General features: G+C 72.4%; 18 protein-coding genes and 1 tRNA gene. 5 read left to right on the forward strand and 14 right to left on the reverse strand.

What is annotated here, in order from left to right; genetic code table 11:
- Positions 1-81: 81 nt before the first annotated feature.
- From B4V06_RS11685 to B4V06_RS11705, 5 genes are all read right to left on the reverse strand, one after another.
- Positions 82-1,305, reverse strand: a complete 1,224-nt coding sequence (locus tag B4V06_RS11685) for a Tm-1-like ATP-binding domain-containing protein (protein WP_498170043.1) — start codon at positions 1,303-1,305, stop codon at positions 82-84.
- Positions 1,302-2,138, reverse strand: a complete 837-nt coding sequence (locus B4V06_RS11690) for a phosphoenolpyruvate hydrolase family protein (protein WP_498170044.1) — start codon at positions 2,136-2,138, stop codon at positions 1,302-1,304. Before B4V06_RS11690 ends, B4V06_RS11685 begins: the two co-directional genes overlap by 4 nt.
- Positions 2,139-2,217: 79 nt before the next feature.
- Positions 2,218-2,931 carry an energy-coupling factor transporter transmembrane component T family protein gene (locus B4V06_RS11695; RefSeq protein WP_498170046.1) on the reverse strand — a complete coding sequence of 238 codons (714 nt, stop codon included), beginning with the start codon at positions 2,929-2,931 and terminating at the stop codon, positions 2,218-2,220.
- Positions 2,928-3,695 (reverse strand): energy-coupling factor ABC transporter ATP-binding protein, encoded by a 768-nt coding sequence (locus tag B4V06_RS11700; protein WP_498170047.1) that lies wholly within the window; start codon positions 3,693-3,695, stop codon positions 2,928-2,930. The genes B4V06_RS11695 and B4V06_RS11700 overlap by 4 nt, the downstream gene beginning before the upstream one ends.
- Before the next feature lie 55 nt (positions 3,696-3,750).
- On the reverse strand, positions 3,751-4,332 hold the full coding sequence (locus B4V06_RS11705) for a biotin transporter BioY (RefSeq protein ID WP_498170048.1): 582 nt from the start codon (positions 4,330-4,332) through the stop codon (positions 3,751-3,753).
- Positions 4,333-4,503: 171 nt separating this feature from the next.
- On the opposite strand from B4V06_RS11705, the gene B4V06_RS11710 reads away from it, so the two are divergent.
- Positions 4,504-5,184: a hypothetical protein gene (locus B4V06_RS11710; RefSeq protein WP_498170049.1), complete on the forward strand. Its 681-nt coding sequence runs from the start codon at positions 4,504-4,506 to the stop codon at positions 5,182-5,184.
- 263 nt (positions 5,185-5,447) lie between these two features.
- A complete protein-coding gene (locus tag B4V06_RS11715) occupies positions 5,448-6,131 on the forward strand; it encodes a hypothetical protein (RefSeq protein ID WP_123114058.1) in 684 nt (227 codons plus the stop codon).
- Between the two features lie 16 nt (positions 6,132-6,147).
- On the opposite strand, the gene B4V06_RS11720 is transcribed toward B4V06_RS11715, so the two are convergent.
- Positions 6,148-6,636, reverse strand: a complete 489-nt coding sequence (locus B4V06_RS11720; RefSeq protein WP_123114059.1) for a cupin domain-containing protein — start codon at positions 6,634-6,636, stop codon at positions 6,148-6,150.
- A gap of 332 nt (positions 6,637-6,968) precedes the next feature.
- Here B4V06_RS11720 and B4V06_RS11725 point away from each other — a divergent pair, with 332 nt between their 5' ends.
- On the forward strand, positions 6,969-8,519 hold the full coding sequence (locus B4V06_RS11725) for a (R)-citramalate synthase (RefSeq protein WP_176329355.1): 1,551 nt from the start codon (positions 6,969-6,971) through the stop codon (positions 8,517-8,519).
- Positions 8,520-8,570: 51 nt separating this feature from the next.
- Here B4V06_RS11725 and B4V06_RS11730 read toward each other — a convergent pair whose 3' ends face one another.
- Positions 8,571-10,241, reverse strand: a complete 1,671-nt coding sequence (locus tag B4V06_RS11730; protein WP_498170050.1) for an alpha-amylase family protein — start codon at positions 10,239-10,241, stop codon at positions 8,571-8,573.
- 128 nt (positions 10,242-10,369) lie between these two features.
- On the opposite strand from B4V06_RS11730, the gene B4V06_RS11735 reads away from it, so the two are divergent.
- Positions 10,370-10,681 (forward strand): DUF8081 domain-containing protein, encoded by a 312-nt coding sequence (locus B4V06_RS11735; protein WP_498170051.1) that lies wholly within the window; start codon positions 10,370-10,372, stop codon positions 10,679-10,681.
- Positions 10,682-10,739: 58 nt separating this feature from the next.
- Here the strand turns inward: B4V06_RS11735 and B4V06_RS11740 are convergent, their stop codons facing one another.
- Positions 10,740-11,102, reverse strand: coding sequence for a group I truncated hemoglobin (locus B4V06_RS11740; RefSeq protein ID WP_498170053.1), 363 nt, complete (start codon positions 11,100-11,102; stop codon positions 10,740-10,742).
- A 140-nt stretch (positions 11,103-11,242) separates the two neighbouring features.
- Positions 11,243-11,327: transfer RNA gene (locus B4V06_RS11745), tRNA-Ser, on the reverse strand.
- 156 nt (positions 11,328-11,483) lie between these two features.
- On the opposite strand from B4V06_RS11745, the gene B4V06_RS11750 reads away from it, so the two are divergent.
- Complete coding sequence (locus B4V06_RS11750; RefSeq protein WP_498170054.1) at positions 11,484-12,446, forward strand: AAA family ATPase; 963 nt, start codon at positions 11,484-11,486, stop codon at positions 12,444-12,446.
- A 32-nt stretch (positions 12,447-12,478) separates the two neighbouring features.
- On the opposite strand, the gene pyrE is transcribed toward B4V06_RS11750, so the two are convergent.
- The 5 genes from pyrE to B4V06_RS11775 form a co-directional block, all read right to left on the reverse strand.
- Positions 12,479-13,027 (reverse strand): orotate phosphoribosyltransferase, encoded by a 549-nt coding sequence (gene pyrE / locus B4V06_RS11755; RefSeq protein ID WP_176329353.1) that lies wholly within the window; start codon positions 13,025-13,027, stop codon positions 12,479-12,481.
- A 95-nt stretch (positions 13,028-13,122) separates the two neighbouring features.
- The gene (locus B4V06_RS11760) at positions 13,123-16,386 is read right to left on the reverse strand and encodes a PAS domain-containing protein (protein ID WP_498170057.1); all 3,264 of its coding nucleotides are present in this window, start codon (positions 16,384-16,386) and stop codon (positions 13,123-13,125) included.
- Between the two features lie 281 nt (positions 16,387-16,667).
- Positions 16,668-17,633, reverse strand: coding sequence for a bifunctional 2-dehydro-3-deoxygluconokinase/2-dehydro-3-deoxygalactonokinase (gene kdgK1 / locus B4V06_RS11765; protein WP_498170063.1), 966 nt, complete (start codon positions 17,631-17,633; stop codon positions 16,668-16,670).
- Positions 17,621-17,743, reverse strand: coding sequence for a hypothetical protein (locus tag B4V06_RS11770; RefSeq protein WP_498170067.1), 123 nt, complete (start codon positions 17,741-17,743; stop codon positions 17,621-17,623). The genes kdgK1 and B4V06_RS11770 overlap by 13 nt, the downstream gene beginning before the upstream one ends.
- Before the next feature lie 58 nt (positions 17,744-17,801).
- Complete coding sequence (locus B4V06_RS11775; protein WP_498170065.1) at positions 17,802-18,362, reverse strand: DUF7519 family protein; 561 nt, start codon at positions 18,360-18,362, stop codon at positions 17,802-17,804.
- Positions 18,363-18,408: the final 46 nt, after the last annotated feature.

The following is an 18,408-nucleotide window of genomic DNA, read 5'->3' on the forward strand; positions in this document are numbered from 1 at the left end:
CACAACGCGGAGCGCGTCTCCCGGTTCGATCGGCTCGCGGGACGGCACGATCTCCCTGTCCGTCCCCCCTGTCCAGCCCCGTCACTCCGGCGCCACTCCGGCCTCTCGCATGTACTCGTCGAGCTTTTCGGCGACGGCCCGGGCGAACGCGTCGTCGTTGACGTCGGCGTCCACCTCGATCACCTCGACGTCGTCGTCGACGCCGCGCCGGAGCGCGTCGAACAGCGCCGCGTCCGTCTCGGGGTCGTGGAACGCCTCGCCGGCCACGTCGAGCATCGAGACGCCGTCGAGTGGAAGCGCGAGCGCGGTCGGGCCGGTCGCGGCGTTCAGCTTCTCGGCGATGATCTCGCCGAGCTCGGCGCACTCCTCGGGGGTCGTTCGCATCAGCGTCACCTGCGGGTTGTGAACGTGGAACTGACGCCCTTCGAACCGCTCGGGAACGGAGTCGCGCGGACCGAAGTTCACCATATCGAGCGCGCCGGTCGAGACGACCTGCGGGATCCCCGCCTCCCCGGCCGCGTCGAGGCGGTCCGGCCCGGCCGAGAGCACGCCCCCGACGAGTTCGTCGGCCCACTCCGTCGTGGTAACGTCGAGCACGCCGTCGATGACGCCCTCCGCCACGAGGTTCTCCATGGCGCGACCGCCCGTCCCGGTCGCGTGGAAGACGATCGTCTCGTAGTCCCACTCTTCGAGGTGCTCGCGGGCGGTCTGGACGCACGGGGTGGTCACGCCGAACATCGTGATCCCGATCGTTGGGCGCTCCTCGACCTCGACGTCGGGGTCGTTCGCGACCATCCCGACCATCGCGAGCGCCGCGTTGGCGATGACCCGTCGGGAGAGCTGATTGAGCCCCTCGACGTCGGCGACGGAGTACAGCATCGCGATGTCCGTGGCGCCGACGTAGGGCTCGGTGTCGCCGGAGGCCATCGTCGAGACCATCAGCTTCGGAACCCCGACCGGGAGCGCGCGCATCGCCGCCGTCGCGACCGAGGTGTTTCCGGACCCGCCGAGCCCCAACACGCCGTCGAGTTCGCCGGCCTCGTGCATACGCGAGACCACGGCGGCCGCGCCCTCGCCCATCGCGTCGATGGCCTCGCCGCGGTCGGCCGCCTCGCGGAGATCGTTGAGAGAGGCGTCGGCGGCCGCGGCGACCGCGTCGGCCCCCGTGTCCGGCTCGAACTCAGGCTCACCCAGTACGCCGACGTCGACCACGTGGACGTCGACGCCCTGGGCGCGGAGGACGTCTCGGGCGAACCCGATCTCCTCGCCTTTGGTGTCGAGGGTGCCGACGATGACGACGCTCATCGCGGATCGATCTCCTTGAACTCGCGGGCCTGCTCCTCTATCGCCTCCTCGGTGGGGAGCCGCTCGATGCTGGAGGCGCCGAAGAAGCCGACGACGTCGTCGGTGTGTTCGAGCACGTACCGGGCGTCGTCGGGCCAGGCGATCGGTCCGCCGTGACAGATAACCATCACGTCCTCGTCGACCGATTTGGCGGCGTCGCAGTGGGCCTGGACGCGCTCGGCGGCCGTCTCCAGGTCCAGCGCCGTCTCGGCGCCGATGTCGCCGGAGGTGGTCAGCCCCATGTGCGAGACGACGACGTCCGCACCGGCGCGTACCATCTCGCGGGCCTGCTCCTCGGTGAAGACGTACGGGCACGTTAGCATCCCGCGCTCGCTGGCCTCGCGGATCATCTCGACCTCCCGGTCGTACCCCATCCCGGTCTCTTCCAGATTCCGTCGGAAGTCGCTGTCTTCGTCGATGAGGCCCACGGTCGGGAAGTTCTGGACGCCCGAGAACCCCTGCCGCTTGAGCTCTTCGATGAACACGCTCATCTCACGGAACGGATCGGTCCCGTTGACTCCCGCGAGCACCGGCGTGTCCTCCACGACCGGGATCACCTCGTGACCCATTTCGACGACGATCTCGTTGGCGTCGCCGTACGGGAGCAGCCCGGCCAGCGACCCCCGCCCGTTCATCCGGTAGCGTCCGGAGTTGTAGATGATGAGCAGGTCGACGCCGCCCCGCTCGGCGAATTTCGCCGAGAGCCCCGTCCCCGCGCCGGCGCCGATCACGGGGTCGCCGTCCGCGACGACTGATTCGAGTCGGTCGAGCGTCTCCGATCGGTCGAATTTCATGTGACACGTCCGTCATCTCCCAGAATCATAATGAACGTTCGGGATATTCTCGCTGAGGGGAAGAGCGTCTCTGGGCCGGTCAGGGAACGGCCACGAGGGCGGCCGCGAACAGGCCGACCCCGACCCCCAGCGCGACCGCGTCCGTTCGCCCGAGCGCCAGCCGCGGGAGGGTCGGGTTCCACGCGAAACAGCGCGCGTTCAGCGCGGTCCCGAGCCGGTCCGCCCGGCCGAACGCCCGGTTGATCCCGGCGACGGCGACGAGCCGGATCCGGTCCCGAACCGGGAGCGCGTCGCCGCCGCGCGCGCGGATCGCTTCACGCGCGGTCAGCAAGTCCCGCTTCAGCAGGGGGAGGAACCGGAACACGAGCGCGACGCCCACGCCGAGGAACTGCCCCGCCCTCCCGGGAACCGTCCGCTGGAGCGCCGCCCGGGAGTCGCGGACCGGCGTCGACCGGACGTACCCCGCCGCGACGATCAGGATCAGCAGGACCCGGTAGCTCGCGAGCCCCGTGGTCGCGGCGCGGTCGGGGCGGAACCACGGCGCGCCGAGGGTCGCGCCCGCCACGAGGGGCGCGAGGGCGAGTACCGGAAGCGCGAACCGGTAGGTCCACACGTCGCGGAGGTCGCCCCCAGCGAGCCGCAGGAACCCGACCGCGAGGAGGGTGAGCGCCGCGAGCCCGCCGGGGGTCGTGTACGCGTACGCCGCGGCCGCGAACCCGGCCTGCGCGAGCAGCTTCGACCGCGGGTCGAGCCGGTGGGCGAGCGAGTCGCCGGGCGCGTACGAGAGCGTCACGGGTCCGAGGCGGGGGTTTCGTCGGGGCGGTCTCCGGTCGCTCCCGCGGGGACCCGCACGTCCAGTCCCGGCAGGTCCGCGACCGCCGCCTCCGGGGCGGCGTCGACCGCGACCCGGCCGTCCGCCAGCCCGACCACGCGGTCGGCGAGCCCGAGCACGTCGCGGAGGTCGTGGGTGACGACGATCACGCTCGTCCCCGCCCGGTGGCGGTCCTCGAGGCGGTCCACGACCGAGCGGCGAGCCGGCTCGTCGAGCCCGGTGAACGGCTCGTCTAAGACGAGGTGATCCGGCTCCATCGCCAGCGCGCCGGCGATCGCGACGCGCTCGCGCTCGCCGCCCGACAGCGACGCGATCCGGTCGTCCCCGCGCCCGGCCATGTTTACGGCGTCGAGCGCCGCCGCGACCCGGCGGTCGATCTCGTCGTGCGCGAGGCCGAGGTTCTCCGGGCCGAACGCGACGTCGGCGCCGACGGTGGCCGCGACGAGCTGGTCGCGTGGGTCCTGGAACACCATGCCGACCGCGGTCCGGGCGGCGACGAGGTCGCTCTCGACGGGCGTCCCGTTGACCGAGACCGTCCCCGCGTCCGGCGTCACGAGCCCGTTGAACGTCCGGACCAGCGTCGTCTTTCCGGAGCCGTTCGCGCCCGCGACGACGAGGAACTCGCCGTCCGGGACCGAGAGGGTCGCGTCGTCGACGGCCGTGACGCTGGCTTCGTCCCCGGAACCACCGCCGTACCGACAGGTGAGGCCGTCGACGTCGATCACGGCGCCACCTCCGCGTCGATCACGGCGCCACCTCCGCGTCAGTCACGCGCGTACCTCACGCCGCCGCGATCGCGTCCGAGCGCACGATGCCGACCGCGGCGGCGACCTTCAGCGCCTCCGCGGGGAGGAACGCCGCGGCGCCGACGGTCACCGCCTCGACCGGGCCGAGCGAGAGCACGAGGGCGAGGCCGGCGACGCCGAGCGCGTAGATGATCGCGGTGCCGAGTATCATCGCGCCGACGAGCGTCGGGAGCCCGACCGCGTCGAGGTCGCGGAGCGTCGCGCCCCGGTGGACGACCGCGCCGACCGCGGCGGCGGCGAACGGGTACGACCAGAGGTAGCCGGCGGACTGGCCGACGAGCGCGCCGACACCGGCCGAGCCGCCTTGGAACACTGGGGCGCCGAGCGCGCCCGCGGCGAGGTAGAGCACGAGCGACGCGGCCCCCCACACTGGCCCGAGGTAGATCCCGGCGAGGAACACGCCGAGTACCTGTAGGGTCACCGAGACGGGCGAGACGGGATTCGGGAACGTCACGTACGCGAACGCGCCGACGAGCGCGGCGAACAGCGCCGCGCGAGCGAGGTTCGTCGCGGCCTCGTCGCCGACGAGATCCACCGACTTCGTGCTGGTTGCCATGCCCTCGACACGCTCGTAAACCGACTTGAATATACTGGTTGACGACGCTCGCCGCCCGTCGGCGGCGGTCGCTCCCGCCGTCCCGATTCCGCGGGCATCGTCCCGACAACGCTCGAACCCTCCGAAACCGGACGCGAGGCTTTTCTATCGGGAGCGCGTACGTTCGGGCCCATGGACGAGAAGACGGCCGAGCTCCGCGACATCTTCGTCGAGACCACCGGGTCCGACACGGTCACCGAGCGGCAGGCGGAGTCCCCCGGGACCCTCACCGACCGCGACGAGGCCGCCGTCGGCGAGCGGGTCCGCGAGCTGGTCGCCGCGATGCGAGAGCGGTACGACTTCTCGACGGACCTCGACGACGCGGCCTACGCCCGGATCGCCCGCGGGCGCTTCGAGTTCGATGACGACGCGGCGATCGCGGCCGCGCTCACCGAGGGCGACGACGCGGTCCACGTGGGCGGCGCGAGCGACCCCTCCGACGACACCCCCGAGCCCGTCGATGTCGACCCCGACACCATCCGGGACGCCCGCTTCGACCTCCACCTCGTGCGGGAGGCCGACCGCGAGGTCGGGGACGCCCCGTTCGAGTACGCGGACCTGAAGTCGCTGACCGCCGAGGGCCGGTCTATCGTCGAGTGCGCGGCGGAGCTCGGCGCCGAGCCCGACGCCGTCGCGAAGCACGCGCGCGTCGCCCGCGTCGACCTCACGTCCACCCGGGCGAACGACCGCTTCCGCGACGAGCTCCGCGACCTCCTCACCGACGCCGAGATCGAGGGAAACCACGCCGAAACCGCCCGCGAGGACGGGCTGCAAGAGGCCACCGAAGACATCGAGACGGACGTTTCCTTATAAATAGCCGCTCGTTGCGGGCGATACCGCACTCCGACGCTTTTCGAGGCTCGCGCACCGTTCACGCGTACTCAATAATCCCTGAATACGGTACGGCGGGCCGGCGCGGCCTGCCCGCGCCGGGCCGTCCGCCGAGGCTGGGGCTTTGGAGGTCATCACCGTCGATCCAGTATCAACCAGTTACATACGAGCAGCTGAGGCTTTGGAGGCGTTCGCCGTTTATATACTGGCAACCGTTTATAAATAAATCCGCGCCCACCGCCCCCGTGACCCCCTTCAGTGACGTGGCCCGCGCGGCCTACTGCCCGCGACAGCTCTACTACGCCCGCCGCGAGGACGACCGGGCGGTCCCGCCGGACGCCCGCGCCCGGATCGACCTCGCCTACCGCTACCCCGCGCTCGCCGACGCACCGGACGCGACGCTCCGCCGGCTCCCGATCCGGCGCTCGCCCGCCGCCTACCGACGGAACCTCGACCGGCTCCGCGAGCGCGACGACTACGACCGGCTCGCCGACCCCGAGCGCGAGCGCGCGTTCGTCTCGGGGAGAGACTGCCGCGGAACGGTGCACAAGGTGCTCTCTCCGACCGCCCCTGCCGACGATCCGACCGCCCCCACCGACCCGCCCCTCCCCACCGTCGTCTCGCCGGGCGAACCCCCCGAAAACGGCGTCTGGGAGCCGCAGTCGGTCAGAGCCGTCGCCGTCGCGAAGGCGGTCGCGTGGGAGCGCGAGCGCGAGGTGCCGCGCGCGCTGGTCGAGTACCCGAGCGTCGGCGCCGTCCGCGAGGTCCGGCTCACGACTCGGCGGAAGGCCGCCTACCGCCGCGCGCTGCGGGCGGCCCGCGCGATCGACGGGCCGCCGTCGCGCGTCGACGACGACCGGTGTTCGGCCTGCGACTACCGCGAGCGGTGCGGCGTCGGTCGCCGGTCGTTCCGGTCGCTGCTGGGGTGAGGTCTCGGCCCACTCCCTACGGCGAGAACGACGTGCCGCACTCGCTGCACGTGAACCGGAATCGCCCCTCGTCGGTCAGCTCCGTCGCGTGCGGGAGCTCCTCCCCGCAGCTCCGACACTCGATCAGCGACTCGATCTGCTCCCAGTCGTGACGCGCGCCGGGGGCGCCGAACGCCCACGCGACGACCTCCTCGTCGGCGTCCTCGCGGACGAACCCGGACTGGAACTCGCCGGGCGCGAACCGGATCAGCTCGCCGGCCTCGACGTCGACGCGCTCGCGCTCCCGCCCGACCTCGAAGGTGGCGGTCCCGGAGAGCACGTAGAACACCTCCTCCTGGTCGCCGTGGGCGTGAAGCCCGCCGGAGAAGGCGTCGCCGGGCGCGAGCTCGAAGTAGTTCATCGCCACGTGCTCCGTGCCGAGGACGCGAGAGACCGGTCTGCGCACGTCGTGGACCTCCATCGGGTTCGTGACGACGTCGACGTCGTCGACCGCGACTCGCTTCATGCGGGCCCGCTCTCGGCCCGCGTTCGTAACCCTGTCGGCGACGGAACGGCCCCGCCGGGACGGCGCTCCGGTGCGCCGCCGACGAATCATCACCGAACCACGCCCGTCGCTAACGATCCGTTGGCCATACCTGTCTCGACCCGTTCGTTTATATGTGTGAGACACGTCGGCACGGACACGAATGACACGAGACGATCGTGGTCGTTCGGAGGATAGAGGAAGTCGCCTCGCGGCGGCTGGCCGCGAAATTCTCCGGCGATAACGATTCCGGGGCACGACCGCCCCGCGGCGGCACCGGCTCCGAACCCACCGACAAGCGGACGGACTCCCTTTTGACCCGAACACCACTCACCGACCTCGACGAGGTACAGCTGTTAGACACCACCCTGCGCGACGGCGAGCAGATGCCCAGCGTCTCGCTGACGCCGGCCGAGAAGGTCGACGTCGCCCGCGAGCTCGACGCGGCGGGGATGCACCTGATCGAGGCGGGCTCGGCGTGCACCTCGGAGGGCGAGCGCGAGGCCATCCGGCGGGTCGCGGGCGAGGGGCTCTCGGCGACCGTGACGAGCTTCGCCCGCGGCGTGAAGGCCGACGTCGACCACGCGCTCGACTGCGGCGTCGACGGGATCAACCTCGTCGTCCCGGCCTCGGACAAGCACGTCGAGACGAAGGTCGGCTCGACCCGCGACGAGGTGGTCGACACGACGGTCGAGCTCGTCGAGTACGCGAAAGACCACGGCCTGTGGGTCGAGGTGCTCGGCGAGGACGGCTCCCGCGCCGACCTCGACTACCTCGACCGCCTGCTCGGCGCCGGCCTCGACGCCGGCGCCGACCGGATCTGCTACTGCGACACGGTCGGCGCGGCCGACCCGGAGCGCACCGCCGAGGTCGTCTCCCGGCTCGCCGACCGCGGCCCGACGAGCCTCCACACCCACGACGACCTCGGCCTCGGCGTGGCGAACGTCCACGCCGGGCTGAAGGCGGGCGCCGACACCGTCCACGGCACCGTGATGGGCGTCGGCGAGCGCGCCGGCAACGTCGCCTTAGAGGAGGTCGCCGTCGCGCTCGCCCGGTCGTACGACGTCGACACGGTCGAGCTAGAGCGGCTCTACCGGCTCTGTCGGACCGTCTCGGAAGCCACGGGCGTCGCGCTCCCGCCGAACAAGGCGGTCTGCGGCGCCAACGCCTTCGCCCACGAGTCCGGCATCCACACCGACGGCACGCTCAAGGACGGGACGATGTACGAGCCGTACCCGCCCGAGACGGTGGGCCGCGAGCGGCGCCTCGTCCTCGGGAAACACGCCGGCCGCGCCGGCGTCAAGGCCGCGCTCGCCGAGCACGACGTCGCGGTCGACGACGACGAGCTGAGCGCGGTCGTGAGCCGCGTGAAGGAGCTCGGCGACCGCGGGAAGCGCGTCACCGACGCCGACCTGCTCGCGATCACCGAGGACGTGCAGGGCCGCGAGCGCGACCGCCGCGTCGAGCTCGTCGACCTGTCGGCCACCTCCGGCGGGAACCTCCCCACCGCGTCGGTGCGACTCCGCGTCGGCGACGAGGAGCGCGTCGCCTCCGGTACGGGCGCCGGCCCGGTCGACGCCGGCCTCGAGGCCGTGCGGGCCGCGCTGGCGGGCGATTCGAGCGGAGAAGGCGTCTCCTTCGATCTGAACTCCTACCACGTCGACGCGATCACGGGCGGCACCGACGCGGTCGTCACCGTCGAGGTCGACCTCTCGCGGGGCGACCGGTCGGTCTCCGTCTCCTCGACGGACGCGGACATCACCCGCGCCAGCGTCGTCGCGATGGTCGACGGGCTCGACCGCCTGCTCTCGGCCGCCGCCGAGGACGGATCGGTGCCGGACGCGGCCTCGCTGGCGGACGACTGACGGGGGCGGAACCCGCCTCGGTCCGGCGCGCCGTCGCCCCGCTCGGCCGCGTTACCGCTTCTCGCCGCGCAGCCACGCGTAGTCGCAGGCGTCGAGCTTGAACGTGACGCCCCCCTCCGCGACGTAGTGCTCGCCGTCGCCGACGACGTGCTCGACGGTGTCCGGGTCGACGTCGAAGCCGACGATCTCCTCGCGGTAGTCGTCGGCGAGGTTGTGCGCGCAGAGGAGGACGGTCCCGTCCGTGTCCTCTCCGTCTCCCCTTTCATGGTCGAACCGGTGAACGCGCGTCTCCTTGTGGTCGGTCTCGAGCGCGCGGTAGTCGCCGCGGGCGATCTCGGGACACGCGTCGCGGGCCGCCACGAGCGCCTCGACCCGCGAGAGCAGCGAGTCGGGGTCGCCGCGCTGGGCGGCGACGTTCACGCGGTCGTAGGCGTACGCGCCCTCGTCGACCACGGGGTTGTAGCAGTCCTCAGGGGCCGCGGTCGAGAAGCCGCCGTTCGGGGAGTCGTCCCACTGCATCGGCGTGCGGACGGCCTCGCGCTCGGGGAGCGAGAGGTCCGCGCCCATCCCGATCTCGTCACCGGACTGGAGCGCGACGGACCCGGGGAGCGAGAAGAGGAGGCTGTGGGCGACGGCGATCCGGTCGCGGTCGCCGGCGTACAGGTCCGCGAGCCGGAGCCGGTGGCCGCGCTCGAAGATCCACGAGTCGCCGGCGTCGTCGCCGAAGTGTTCGCGGGCGTGCTCGAACGCCTCCTCCGGGAGCTTCAGCAGGTTCCACTCGTCGTGGTTCCGCAGGAAGTTCACCCACGCGCCCACGTCGGAGACGTCGGGGAGGATCTCCTCGGCGCGCTGGAGCGGCCAGGTGTCTTTCACGCCGACCGCGTACGTGAGGTGCGCGTTCATCACGAAGTTGAACTGGAGGTGGAACGCCTCGCCGTCGCCGAAGTAGTAGTCGAGGTGTTCCGGCTCGTCGTCGGCCTCGGCGAGCAGCACCGCGTCGGACTGCTCCGCCTCGACGACCCGTCGCATCTCCTTGAACAGCTCGATTGAGTCGCCGAGGTCGGTCTCGTCGAGGGTGGTCGCGTTGTGTCCCTTCGGCATCAGCATCGGGTGGGCGGCGTCGATCCGGAAGCCGTCCGCGCCCTGGTCGAGCCAGAACCGGAGCACGTCGTACAGCTCCTCGCGGACCGCGGGGTTCGCGACGTTGAGGTCGGGCTGGTGGCCGTAGAACTGGTGGAAGTAGTGCTTCTCGGCGACGTCGTCGTACGACCAGACGCCGTCCTCGTACTCCGGGAAGATGTTGCCGCGCTGGTGGGCGTCCGCCAGGTGACTCGTCCACAGGTAGTAGTCGTGGTAGTCGGAGTCGGGGTCCTCGCGCGCCCGCTGGAACCACTCGTGCTCGTTCGAGGTGTGGTTGAAGACGAGGTCGGTGATCACGCGGATCCCCCGCTCGTGCGCCCGGTCGGCGAACTCGCGGAAGTCGTCGAGGCTCCCCAGCCGGTCGTCGACGCCGTAGTAGTCGGCGACGTCGTACCCGTTGTCGCGGAGCGGGCTCGGGTAGAACGGCCGGATCCAGAGCGCGTCGACACCGAGCTCGTCGAGGTAGTCGAGCCGCTCGATCGCCCCCCGGAAATCCCCCCAGCCGTCCCCGTCGCCGTCGTTGAACGTCTTGACGTCCAACGAGTAGATCGTCGCGTCCTCGTACCAGGCCGGATCGCTCATGCGTCCGGGTACGGAAGCGGGGGTCTGGTTTCTTGCGGTTCGCTCTCCCCGACTCGCGGCCGCCCTCCCCGACTCGCGGCCGACCGCGTCTGACGAGGTTTTTACACGACGACGCCCGAACGTCGCCCGTGAGCGTCGTCGTCGCGGTGAAGCCCTCGGCGCGCAAACGCAACGCGAAGGTGGGGCGGCTCGTCTTCGAGGACGGCCCACGCCACGCCTTCGAGAGCCGCGCGGCCGCGGAGCGCTGGGCGTCCGACCTCTCGGCGGGCGACGGCCACGTCTGGGTCGCGAGCGCCCACCCCCGAGACGACGACGAGGTCGACTGCTACCTCGTCTCGCGGGCGACGAACGCCAAGCTGGAGGCGGCCTACGACAAGCGGCGTCGCCGGCTGCGGGGCGACGCCGGCCCCGTGCAGGAGTCGCTGGGCGGGGAGCCGTAGGGGTCGGTCGGCCGCGTGTCGGCGGACCCGTCGTTCGCCGTCCCCCGCCGGCCGCCGGTCACGCCTCGACGATGTCCTCGCGGTACCCCTCGATCGCCTCCATCACCGCCTCGCGGTCCGCGTCGGCGACGTCGAACTCGCGGAGCGCCCCGTCGAGGTGCCCCGCGATCGCGTCGAACTCCGCGTCCGTGATCGCGAGCCCCTCGTGGGCCGTCTCCATGTCGTCGCCCTCGTACTGCATCGGGCCGCCGGTGACCGCGCTCAGGAACTTCGTCTGGTGGGAGCGCTGGGCCGACATGTCCACGTCGTCGAAGTGGTGGGCCACCCGCTCGTCGGCCAGCACCCGGTCGTAGAACTCCCCTACAACCGCGCCGACCGCCGGCTCGCCGCCCAGGCGGTCGTACAGCGTCGCGTCTGCCATACGATCCGGTCACGGCCGCGACGTATGGCTTTTTCCCCGCTCCGTCGCTCGCTGATCGCTCGTGGCGTCAGTTATAAACCAAAAAACTGCGTCGAGGGACCGCGAGCCGCGTCGCTGAACGGGGCAGGGGTCGAGAGAAGCGCCGAGGCGGAGATTTGAACTCCGGTGTCCGAATGGACAGTAGATTTCGAATCTACCGCCTTGGCCAGGCTAGGCTACCTCGGCTCACTTGCGGGTTGGCCGGTTCCGCTGTTATGCGTTTCGATCGCCGGCGGCGAACCCCCGACGGCGACGGCGACGCTCCCCGCGACGCGTCGCCGAGACGCCGACGAGAGCCGGGCCGCCGGCAACGCTTTTCGGCGCGGCTCCCGTGCGGCCGGTATGGACGTCCCCGAAGCGGCGGCGGCCTGCTCGCGCGTCGTCGACGAGGTCGGCGGGGCGGTCGTCGCCGACCGCGAGTTCCTCGACCGCGTCACTCTCGGCATCCTCGCCCGCGGCCACGTCCTCCTCGAGGACGTGCCCGGCACCGGCAAGACCCTCTCTGCGCGCTCGTTCGCGACCGCGCTCGGCTTAGAGTTCTCCCGGGTGCAGTTCACGCCGGACCTCCTCCCGAGCGACGTCACCGGGACGAACGTGTTCGACGAAGGCGACGGCTCCTTCGCCTTCTCGCCCGGCCCGATCTTCGCCAACGTCGTGCTCGCCGACGAGATCAACCGGGCGCCGCCGAAGACGCAGGCGGCGCTGCTGGAGGCGATGGAGGAGGGACAGGTGACCGTCGACGGCGACACGCACGCCCTCCCGGAGCCGTTCTACGTCATCGCGACCCAGAACCCGGTGGAGAGCGAGGGCGCGTTCCCCCTGCCCGAGGCGCAGCTCGACCGGTTCACGATCAAGACCTCGATCGGCTACCCCGACGACGACGGCGAGGTCGAGCTGCTCCGGCGGCGCGCGGGCCGCGTCGAGCAGGCGCCGACCGTCGACCGCGTGCTCGACGCCGACGCCGTCTCGGCGCTCCGCGAGGTGCCCGAGTCCGTCCGCGTCGAGGACGACCTGCTCGGGTACATGGCCGCGCTCGTCCGCGCGACCCGCGAGGACCGCCGCGTCGACGTGGGCGTCTCGCCCCGGGGCACCCAGCGGCTGTTCGAGACCGCCCGCGCCGCGGCGGTCGTCGCCGGCCGCGAGTTCGTCACCCCGGACGACGTGAAGCGCGTCGCGGAGCCGGCGCTCGCGCACCGGCTCGTCCTGACCCCGGACGCCGCCGTCAACGACGTCGACAAGCGCGACGTGATCGCCGACGCCCTCGACCGCGTCGCGGTGCCGACCGTCGAGACGGCCGAGCCCTGATGCGTACTTAAAAAACGGCCCGGTCCGCCCGCCTACTCCTCGTCCCGCTCCGCCAGCAGCTCCGTCGCCGTCAAAAGCGACTCCAGCTCCACGTCGTGGTCGGCGAGCAGCTCCTCGGCCCCTTCCTCTCGGTCGACGACGACGAGCACGCGGTTCACCGTCGCGCCCGCCTCGCGCAGCGCCTCGACGGCGTCGACGGCCGACTGCCCGGTCGTGGCGATGTCCTCCAACACGACGACCTCCTCGCCCTCGTCGAGCCGCCCCTCGATGCGGTTGCCGGTGCCGTACTCCTTCGCCGACTTGCGCGCGATGACGTACGGGCGCCCCAGCTCGGCGGCCGTGACGGCCACGAGCGGGACCGCGCCGAGCGCGACCCCCGCGAGCTTCGCGTCCGCGTCCTCGAGCCGGGCCGCGAACGCCTCGCTGACGAGCGTCAGCGCGTCCGGGTCGGTCTCGAACAGGTACTTGTCTACGTAGTAGTCGCTGGTGCCGCCGTGCGAGAGCTCGAACTCGCCGAATCGGACGGCGTCGGCCGCCCGCAGTGCGGCGATGAGCTCGCGTCGTCGCTCGTCGTCGGTCATACCCAGAGGGGGCGCCCCGGCGATTATAAACGGGTCGGAACGCGGCGCTCCTCGCTTCGACCGGCGGGCGCTCCCACCACCGGCGTCTCGCCCCGTCACTCCGCCGCCGGGAGCCGGAGCGTGACGGTCGTCCCCTCGCCGTCGATCCCCGGCCCGAACGCGACCTCGCCGCCGTACGCCTCGACGATCCAGGCGACGATCCACAGCCCGATGCCGGTGTTGTGGTTGAGCTGCGTCACCTCGGCCTCGCCCGTGATCACCTCGCGGACCCCGTCGGGGATCCCCGGGCCGTCGTCGGCGACCCGCACGCTCACGGTCTCGCCCTCCGGGTGGCGCTCGGCGCCGATCTCCACCCGCGGCGCGTCGTCCCGCGCGTGGACCACGGCGTTCTCGACGAGGTGCCCGAGCGCGTCCCTCAGTCGATCGTCGCCGCGGACGACGGCGTCGTCGGGGACCGCGGCGTCGATCCGGGCCTCGGGGTACCGCTCGGCGCACTCCTCGCGGACCGCCGCGGCGACCTGCCCGACCGAGACGGGTTCGGGGTCGCTCACGGTCCCCTCCTCGACGACGCGCCTGATCCCGGCCGCTCCCTCCGCGAGGTCGGCGAGCCGCCTCCCGGTCGTCTCGATCCGGCGGGCGTAGTCGGCGGTCCGGTCGTCCTCGGCGTTGCTCGCGATCTCGCTCGCGAACCCGAACACGACGTTCAGCTCGTTGCGGAGGTTGTGCCGGAGGATGCGGTTGACGACCCGGAAGTACCGCTCGCGGCGCTGCCGGTCGGTGATGTCGGTGTAGATGCCGAACGCGCGGCGCCCGCCGGCCGTCTCGTACGTGAACCCGCGGAAGAGGAACTCTCGCGGTCCGTCGACGGTCCGCCGGCGGACCTCGGCGGCGACGGACCCCTCCTCGCGGACGCGCTCGTCGAGGGACCGCTCGTCCGTCCCCTCGCCTTCTCCCCCCGTCCCGGGCTCCTCGCCCGGGCCGGCGATCCGGTCGTCGAGGATGTCCAGCGCGTCGATGGTGCGCCCGCGGAGCGCGATCGGGTCGTAGCCGAACCGGTCCGCGAACGCCGAGTTGACCCCGGCGATCACCGTCTCGTTCGGCTCGAGCGCGACCTCGATCACCGGATCCGGGAGGCGCTCGAACAGCCGGTCGAAGCGGTCCTGCTCGCGGGTGAGCTCCGTCCGCGTTCGGTGGAGGTCCGTGGTGTCCGACAGCGACCCGACCACCCCGGTCGACCCGCCGGCCAGCGCGGAGAGCCGCAGCTCGCCGCGCTGGGTGCGCGAGTCGTCGTCGCGCTCGACCGACACGACGACGCTCTGGACCGGCTCGGCGTTCGGCCCGTCCGCCGCGGGTCCGCCGGAGGCGACGCGGTCGAGGAGCCCCCGAACGGCGGTCGAGACGCGCTCGGCCGACGGGTCCGGCAGCGCCTCCTCGAGGCGGCTCCCGACGAGCGCGCGGTCGTCGACGCCGAGCCACTCGGCGAACGGCTTCGTGGCGTACGTCACTGCGCCGTCGGCGTCGAGCACGCAGACCATGTCGTCGACGTTCTTGAGGGCGTTCTCGTAGGTCCGGAGGCGGCCGCGACGGTCGTGGGCGTCCATCGCCGCGACCGCGTTCGTCGACAGCAGTTCGAGCACCGACACGTCGTCCTCGTCGAACGCGTTCGGCTCGCTGGCGCCGACCACGAACGCGCCGTGCTCGCCGAGCGGCATGGTCGCGAACGACCGCATCCCGTGGTAGTCGCGGTCGTCGCCCAGCGCGGCGACGTCGTCGCACACCCACGGCTCGCCGCGCTCGTACACCGTGCCCGTGACCCCCTCACCGGGCGGCCGCGGGTCGCGACCGGCGAACCGCTCGCCGAGCCCGTCGCTCGTGGCGACCAGCCGGAGCCGGTCGGTCTCGGGGTCGTGCAGCCGCACGCCGCCGATCTCGTACCCGAGGACCTCGTCGGCGGCCTCGATCAGGCGGTCGGCGATCGCCTCCTTGTCGTCGGTCCGCTGGATCCGCTCGACGGTGCTGAGGAGCCGCTCGAGCGTCGCCTCCCGGCGCTTCCGGTCGGTGACGTCGGAGAAGAACACGGAGAGCCCGTCCGGCGAGGGATAGGCGGTCACCTCGGTCCAGAGGTCGAGCGGCTCGTAGTGCTCCTCGAACGAGACCGTCTCCTGTTCCTCCATGGCCCGCCGGTAGTTCCGCTCGTACTCCCGGCCGATCGCGGCCGGGAACTCCTCCCACACCTCGGCGCCGAGCAGCTCGTCCGGGTCGCGGTCGAGCAGCGTCGCGGCCTTCTCGTTGACGTAGGTGAACCGCCACTCGTCGTCGAGCGCGAAGAAGGCGTCGTCGATCCGTTCGAGCGTCTCCTCGTACTGCTCGACCGCCGCCTCGCGCCGCTCGAGGGCCAGCCGGCGCTCTATCTCTCGGCCGAGCCACTCGGCGAGAAGCTCGACGAACAGCTCCTCCGACGCGTCGAACGGGCGGTCGCGGGACTCGGGGTCGAGGAAACAGATCGTGCCGAACACCTCCTCGTCGACGACGACGCGCCCGCCGACGTAGCTGCCGAAGCCGAACTGCTCGTACGCCGGGTCGCCCCGCATCCCGGCGGCCTCGGGGTCGGTGAACGCGAACACGCCGGGGCGACCGTTTCGTTCCCCGTCCTCCCCGCCGCCGCGTTCGCCCCGTCCCCCGTCGGTTCCCCGGTCGCCCCCGGCGGAGCGGCTGCTCACGGTCCGCCGACAGTAGGTCAGCTCCAGCGGGACCGACCCGTCCGCGTCGCCGCCCGCGATCGGGTCGAGAACACCCGTGGAATCGCTGTACTGTCGGATCTCGAGCCGGTCGTCGGTGATCCGGGACGAGTACCCGATCGACAGCCCGAGGTAGCCGCGACCGAGTTCGAGCAGCGCGTCGATCTGCTCTTCCAAGTCCGCGCGCCTGTCGGAGACGATCCGCACGAACGGTTCGAGGAACGCGCGGTCGACGTCGTCACGGCGACCGTCGCCGTCGCGTTCCGTCAGCTCGGCGACCCGGTCCGCGAGCGTCTCGCCGTCGGCCGCCAGTCGCCGGCCGGAGACGTACTCGATCCCGAGTCGGCCCGCGTCGATGGCCGCGTCCGGGTCGTCGTCCGCCGAGTAGGCGAGCACCGGCGCGTCGGGGAACCGCTCTCGGATCCGGCGCAGCCGTTCGGCGGGGCCCTCCTCTCCCGCGTCGAGCCGGACGACCACGACAGCGTCCTTTTTAAATCGGTCGTCGCGTTCAGCTGGCTCGCTCGGCGCGATCCGCGTCGTCTCCGCCGGCAGGCTCGTCCACGCCGCGTCCGGCAGGCCGTCGCGGTCGCCGACGTGGAGCGCGGGTCTGTCAGTCCCCATCCCCTCGGCGCGTGCGGTCCCGGACCGCGCCGCGCTCCTCGGCGCGAAGGGCAGGGGTCGTCGACTCCGGGGGTCGACGGTCCCGATCGAGCGTTCCAATCATGCACGTACGTACCGGAACGGGAGACATAACGGTTCCCCCCGAACGCTCGGGTTTGATATTTTACTCTTATAAATAAACGCGCGTCGACTTCGGTCCCGAAACGAGGCCGTCGGGTGACCGCTCCGGCGGAAGCGGACGACGGAACCTCCGGCGTCGTCGGCGAGAACGGAGCCGACCGCTACCGGTCGATCCCGCCGGCGCCGTCGACGACGGCGGCGACGTCCTCGGGGGAGATCACGGCGAGGTCGCCGTCGACGGTGCGCTTCAGGGCGGCGGCCGCGGCGGCCCACTCCAGCCCGTCGGCGACGTCTCCGCCGTCGAGCCGCTTCGCGAGGTAGCCCGCGACGAACGCGTCGCCGGTGCCGATCGCGTCGAACGTCTCCGCGTCGTAGACGCCCTGCTCGTACACCGCGCCGTTCCGCAGGGCCACCGCCCCCTCGGCGCCCCGCGTGACGACGACGGTGGTGAAGTCGAACTCGGCGGCGAGCCCGTGGGCGATCTCGACCGCGTCGCCCTCGCGGCCCAGCACCTCGCGGGCGTCCCGCCGCGGGACGAACAGCGTGTCGACGTGCGCGAACAGCTCCTCGTACGCCGCCCGCGCCGTCTCGGGGTCCCAGAGCTTCGCCCGGTAGTTCAGGTCGAACGAGCGGGTCGCCCCGGCCTCGCCCGCGGCACGGAGCAGCGCGGTTGTCGTCTCCGCCGCCCGGTCGGAGAGCGCCGGGGTGATCCCCGTCGTGTGGAAGCGGTCCGCCGACTCCAGGGCGGCGGTCGGCAGCTCGCCGGGCTCGACCGTCGTGATCGCGGCGTCGGCGCGGTCGTAGATCACGCTCGTCCCGCGCGGCTCGCCGCCGTGTTCGAGGTAGTACGTCCCGACGCGGCTCGACTCGGGGTCGTCCCACGCGACGCCGGTCCGGACGCCGTGGCTTCGGAGCTCGCTCACGACCCGCCGGCCGAGCGGCGACTCCGGGAGCTTGGAGAGCCAGACGGCGTCCGCGCCGAGCCGCGCCGCGCCGACCGCCACGTTGCTCTCCGCCCCGCCCGCCTGGACGCCGAGGTTCCGGGCGGTCTCCAGCCGGACGCCGCGCGGCGGCGAGAGCCGGAGCATCGTCTCGCCGAACGTCACGAGGTCCGTCACGCCGACCACCCCGCCGGCCCCGCCGTCGCGGCCCGCGCGCCCGCCGCTGTCACCGCCGTCGTCGCGGTCGCCGCGGTCGCCGCGATCGCCGCGGCCGTCGCGGTCGCTGCAGTGTGCATACCGGAGCGTCGGCGTCGGAGTATAAAAGGGCAAGCGATCGCCGACGCCAGCACCGCGTCACCGCAGCGCCGACGCCAGCGCCACCGCCCCGAACAGCAGCAGCGCGAGGGCCGCGACCGGCTGCGACCCGGCGGCGGCGAGGTAGACCCCGTAGACGACGCCGACCGAGAGCGCCCCCGCGAGCAGCGTCGTCCCCGCGTGGACCGCGACGTTCCGACCGGTGCGGGCCTCGCGGCCGACCTGGGCCCCGACCGAGAGGCCGTGGTCCGCGGCGTCCCACGCGACCGCGAGCGCGACCCCCCCGACGAGCAGCGCCTCGACGCCGCCCCCCTGATACCCCGCGACCGCGAGGCCGACGACCCCGATCCCGGCCGCCCACGAGAGGACCCGGTGCGACCGGCGGAGCGCTCCGGCGAGGAGGCCGACCGTCGCGGCCGCGAGGAGGGCGCCCCCGGTCGGCGCGGCGATCAGGGCCGCGAGGCTCGCGACCGCGGCCGCGGCCAGGCTCACCACGACGGCGAGCGTCGGCGGCCGGGGGTCGCGCTCCGGCCGGGGGTCGGTCGGGACGTTCGCGTCGTCGCCGTCGTCGGGAGCGACGCCGGCGCTCACGGCGACCACCTGTTCGTCGCCCGGGCGACCGCGACGGGGAACGATTCCCCGCCCC

This window comes from Halorubrum sp. B53, from assembly GCF_059752395.1.

Excerpts from the sequence above, each read along its gene's own strand:
- B4V06_RS11685 (WP_498170043.1), bottom strand. The coding sequence starts at position 1,305 with ATGAGCGTCGTCATCGTCGGCACCCTCGACACCAAAGGCGAGGAGATC.
- B4V06_RS11690 (WP_498170044.1), bottom strand. The coding sequence starts at position 2,138 with ATGAAATTCGACCGATCGGAGACGCTCGACCGACTCGAATCAGTCGTC.
- B4V06_RS11705 (WP_498170048.1), bottom strand. The coding sequence starts at position 4,332 with ATGGCAACCAGCACGAAGTCGGTGGATCTCGTCGGCGACGAGGCCGCG.
- B4V06_RS11710 (WP_498170049.1), top strand. The coding sequence starts at position 4,504 with ATGGACGAGAAGACGGCCGAGCTCCGCGACATCTTCGTCGAGACCACC.
- B4V06_RS11720 (WP_123114059.1), bottom strand. The coding sequence starts at position 6,636 with ATGAAGCGAGTCGCGGTCGACGACGTCGACGTCGTCACGAACCCGATG.
- B4V06_RS11730 (WP_498170050.1), bottom strand. The coding sequence starts at position 10,241 with ATGAGCGATCCGGCCTGGTACGAGGACGCGACGATCTACTCGTTGGAC.
- B4V06_RS11740 (WP_498170053.1), bottom strand. The coding sequence starts at position 11,102 with ATGGCAGACGCGACGCTGTACGACCGCCTGGGCGGCGAGCCGGCGGTC.
- B4V06_RS11750 (WP_498170054.1), top strand. The coding sequence starts at position 11,484 with ATGGACGTCCCCGAAGCGGCGGCGGCCTGCTCGCGCGTCGTCGACGAG.
- pyrE (WP_176329353.1), bottom strand. The coding sequence starts at position 13,027 with ATGACCGACGACGAGCGACGACGCGAGCTCATCGCCGCACTGCGGGCG.
- B4V06_RS11760 (WP_498170057.1), bottom strand. The coding sequence starts at position 16,386 with ATGGGGACTGACAGACCCGCGCTCCACGTCGGCGACCGCGACGGCCTG.
- B4V06_RS11770 (WP_498170067.1), bottom strand. The coding sequence starts at position 17,743 with ATGCACACTGCAGCGACCGCGACGGCCGCGGCGATCGCGGCGACCGCG.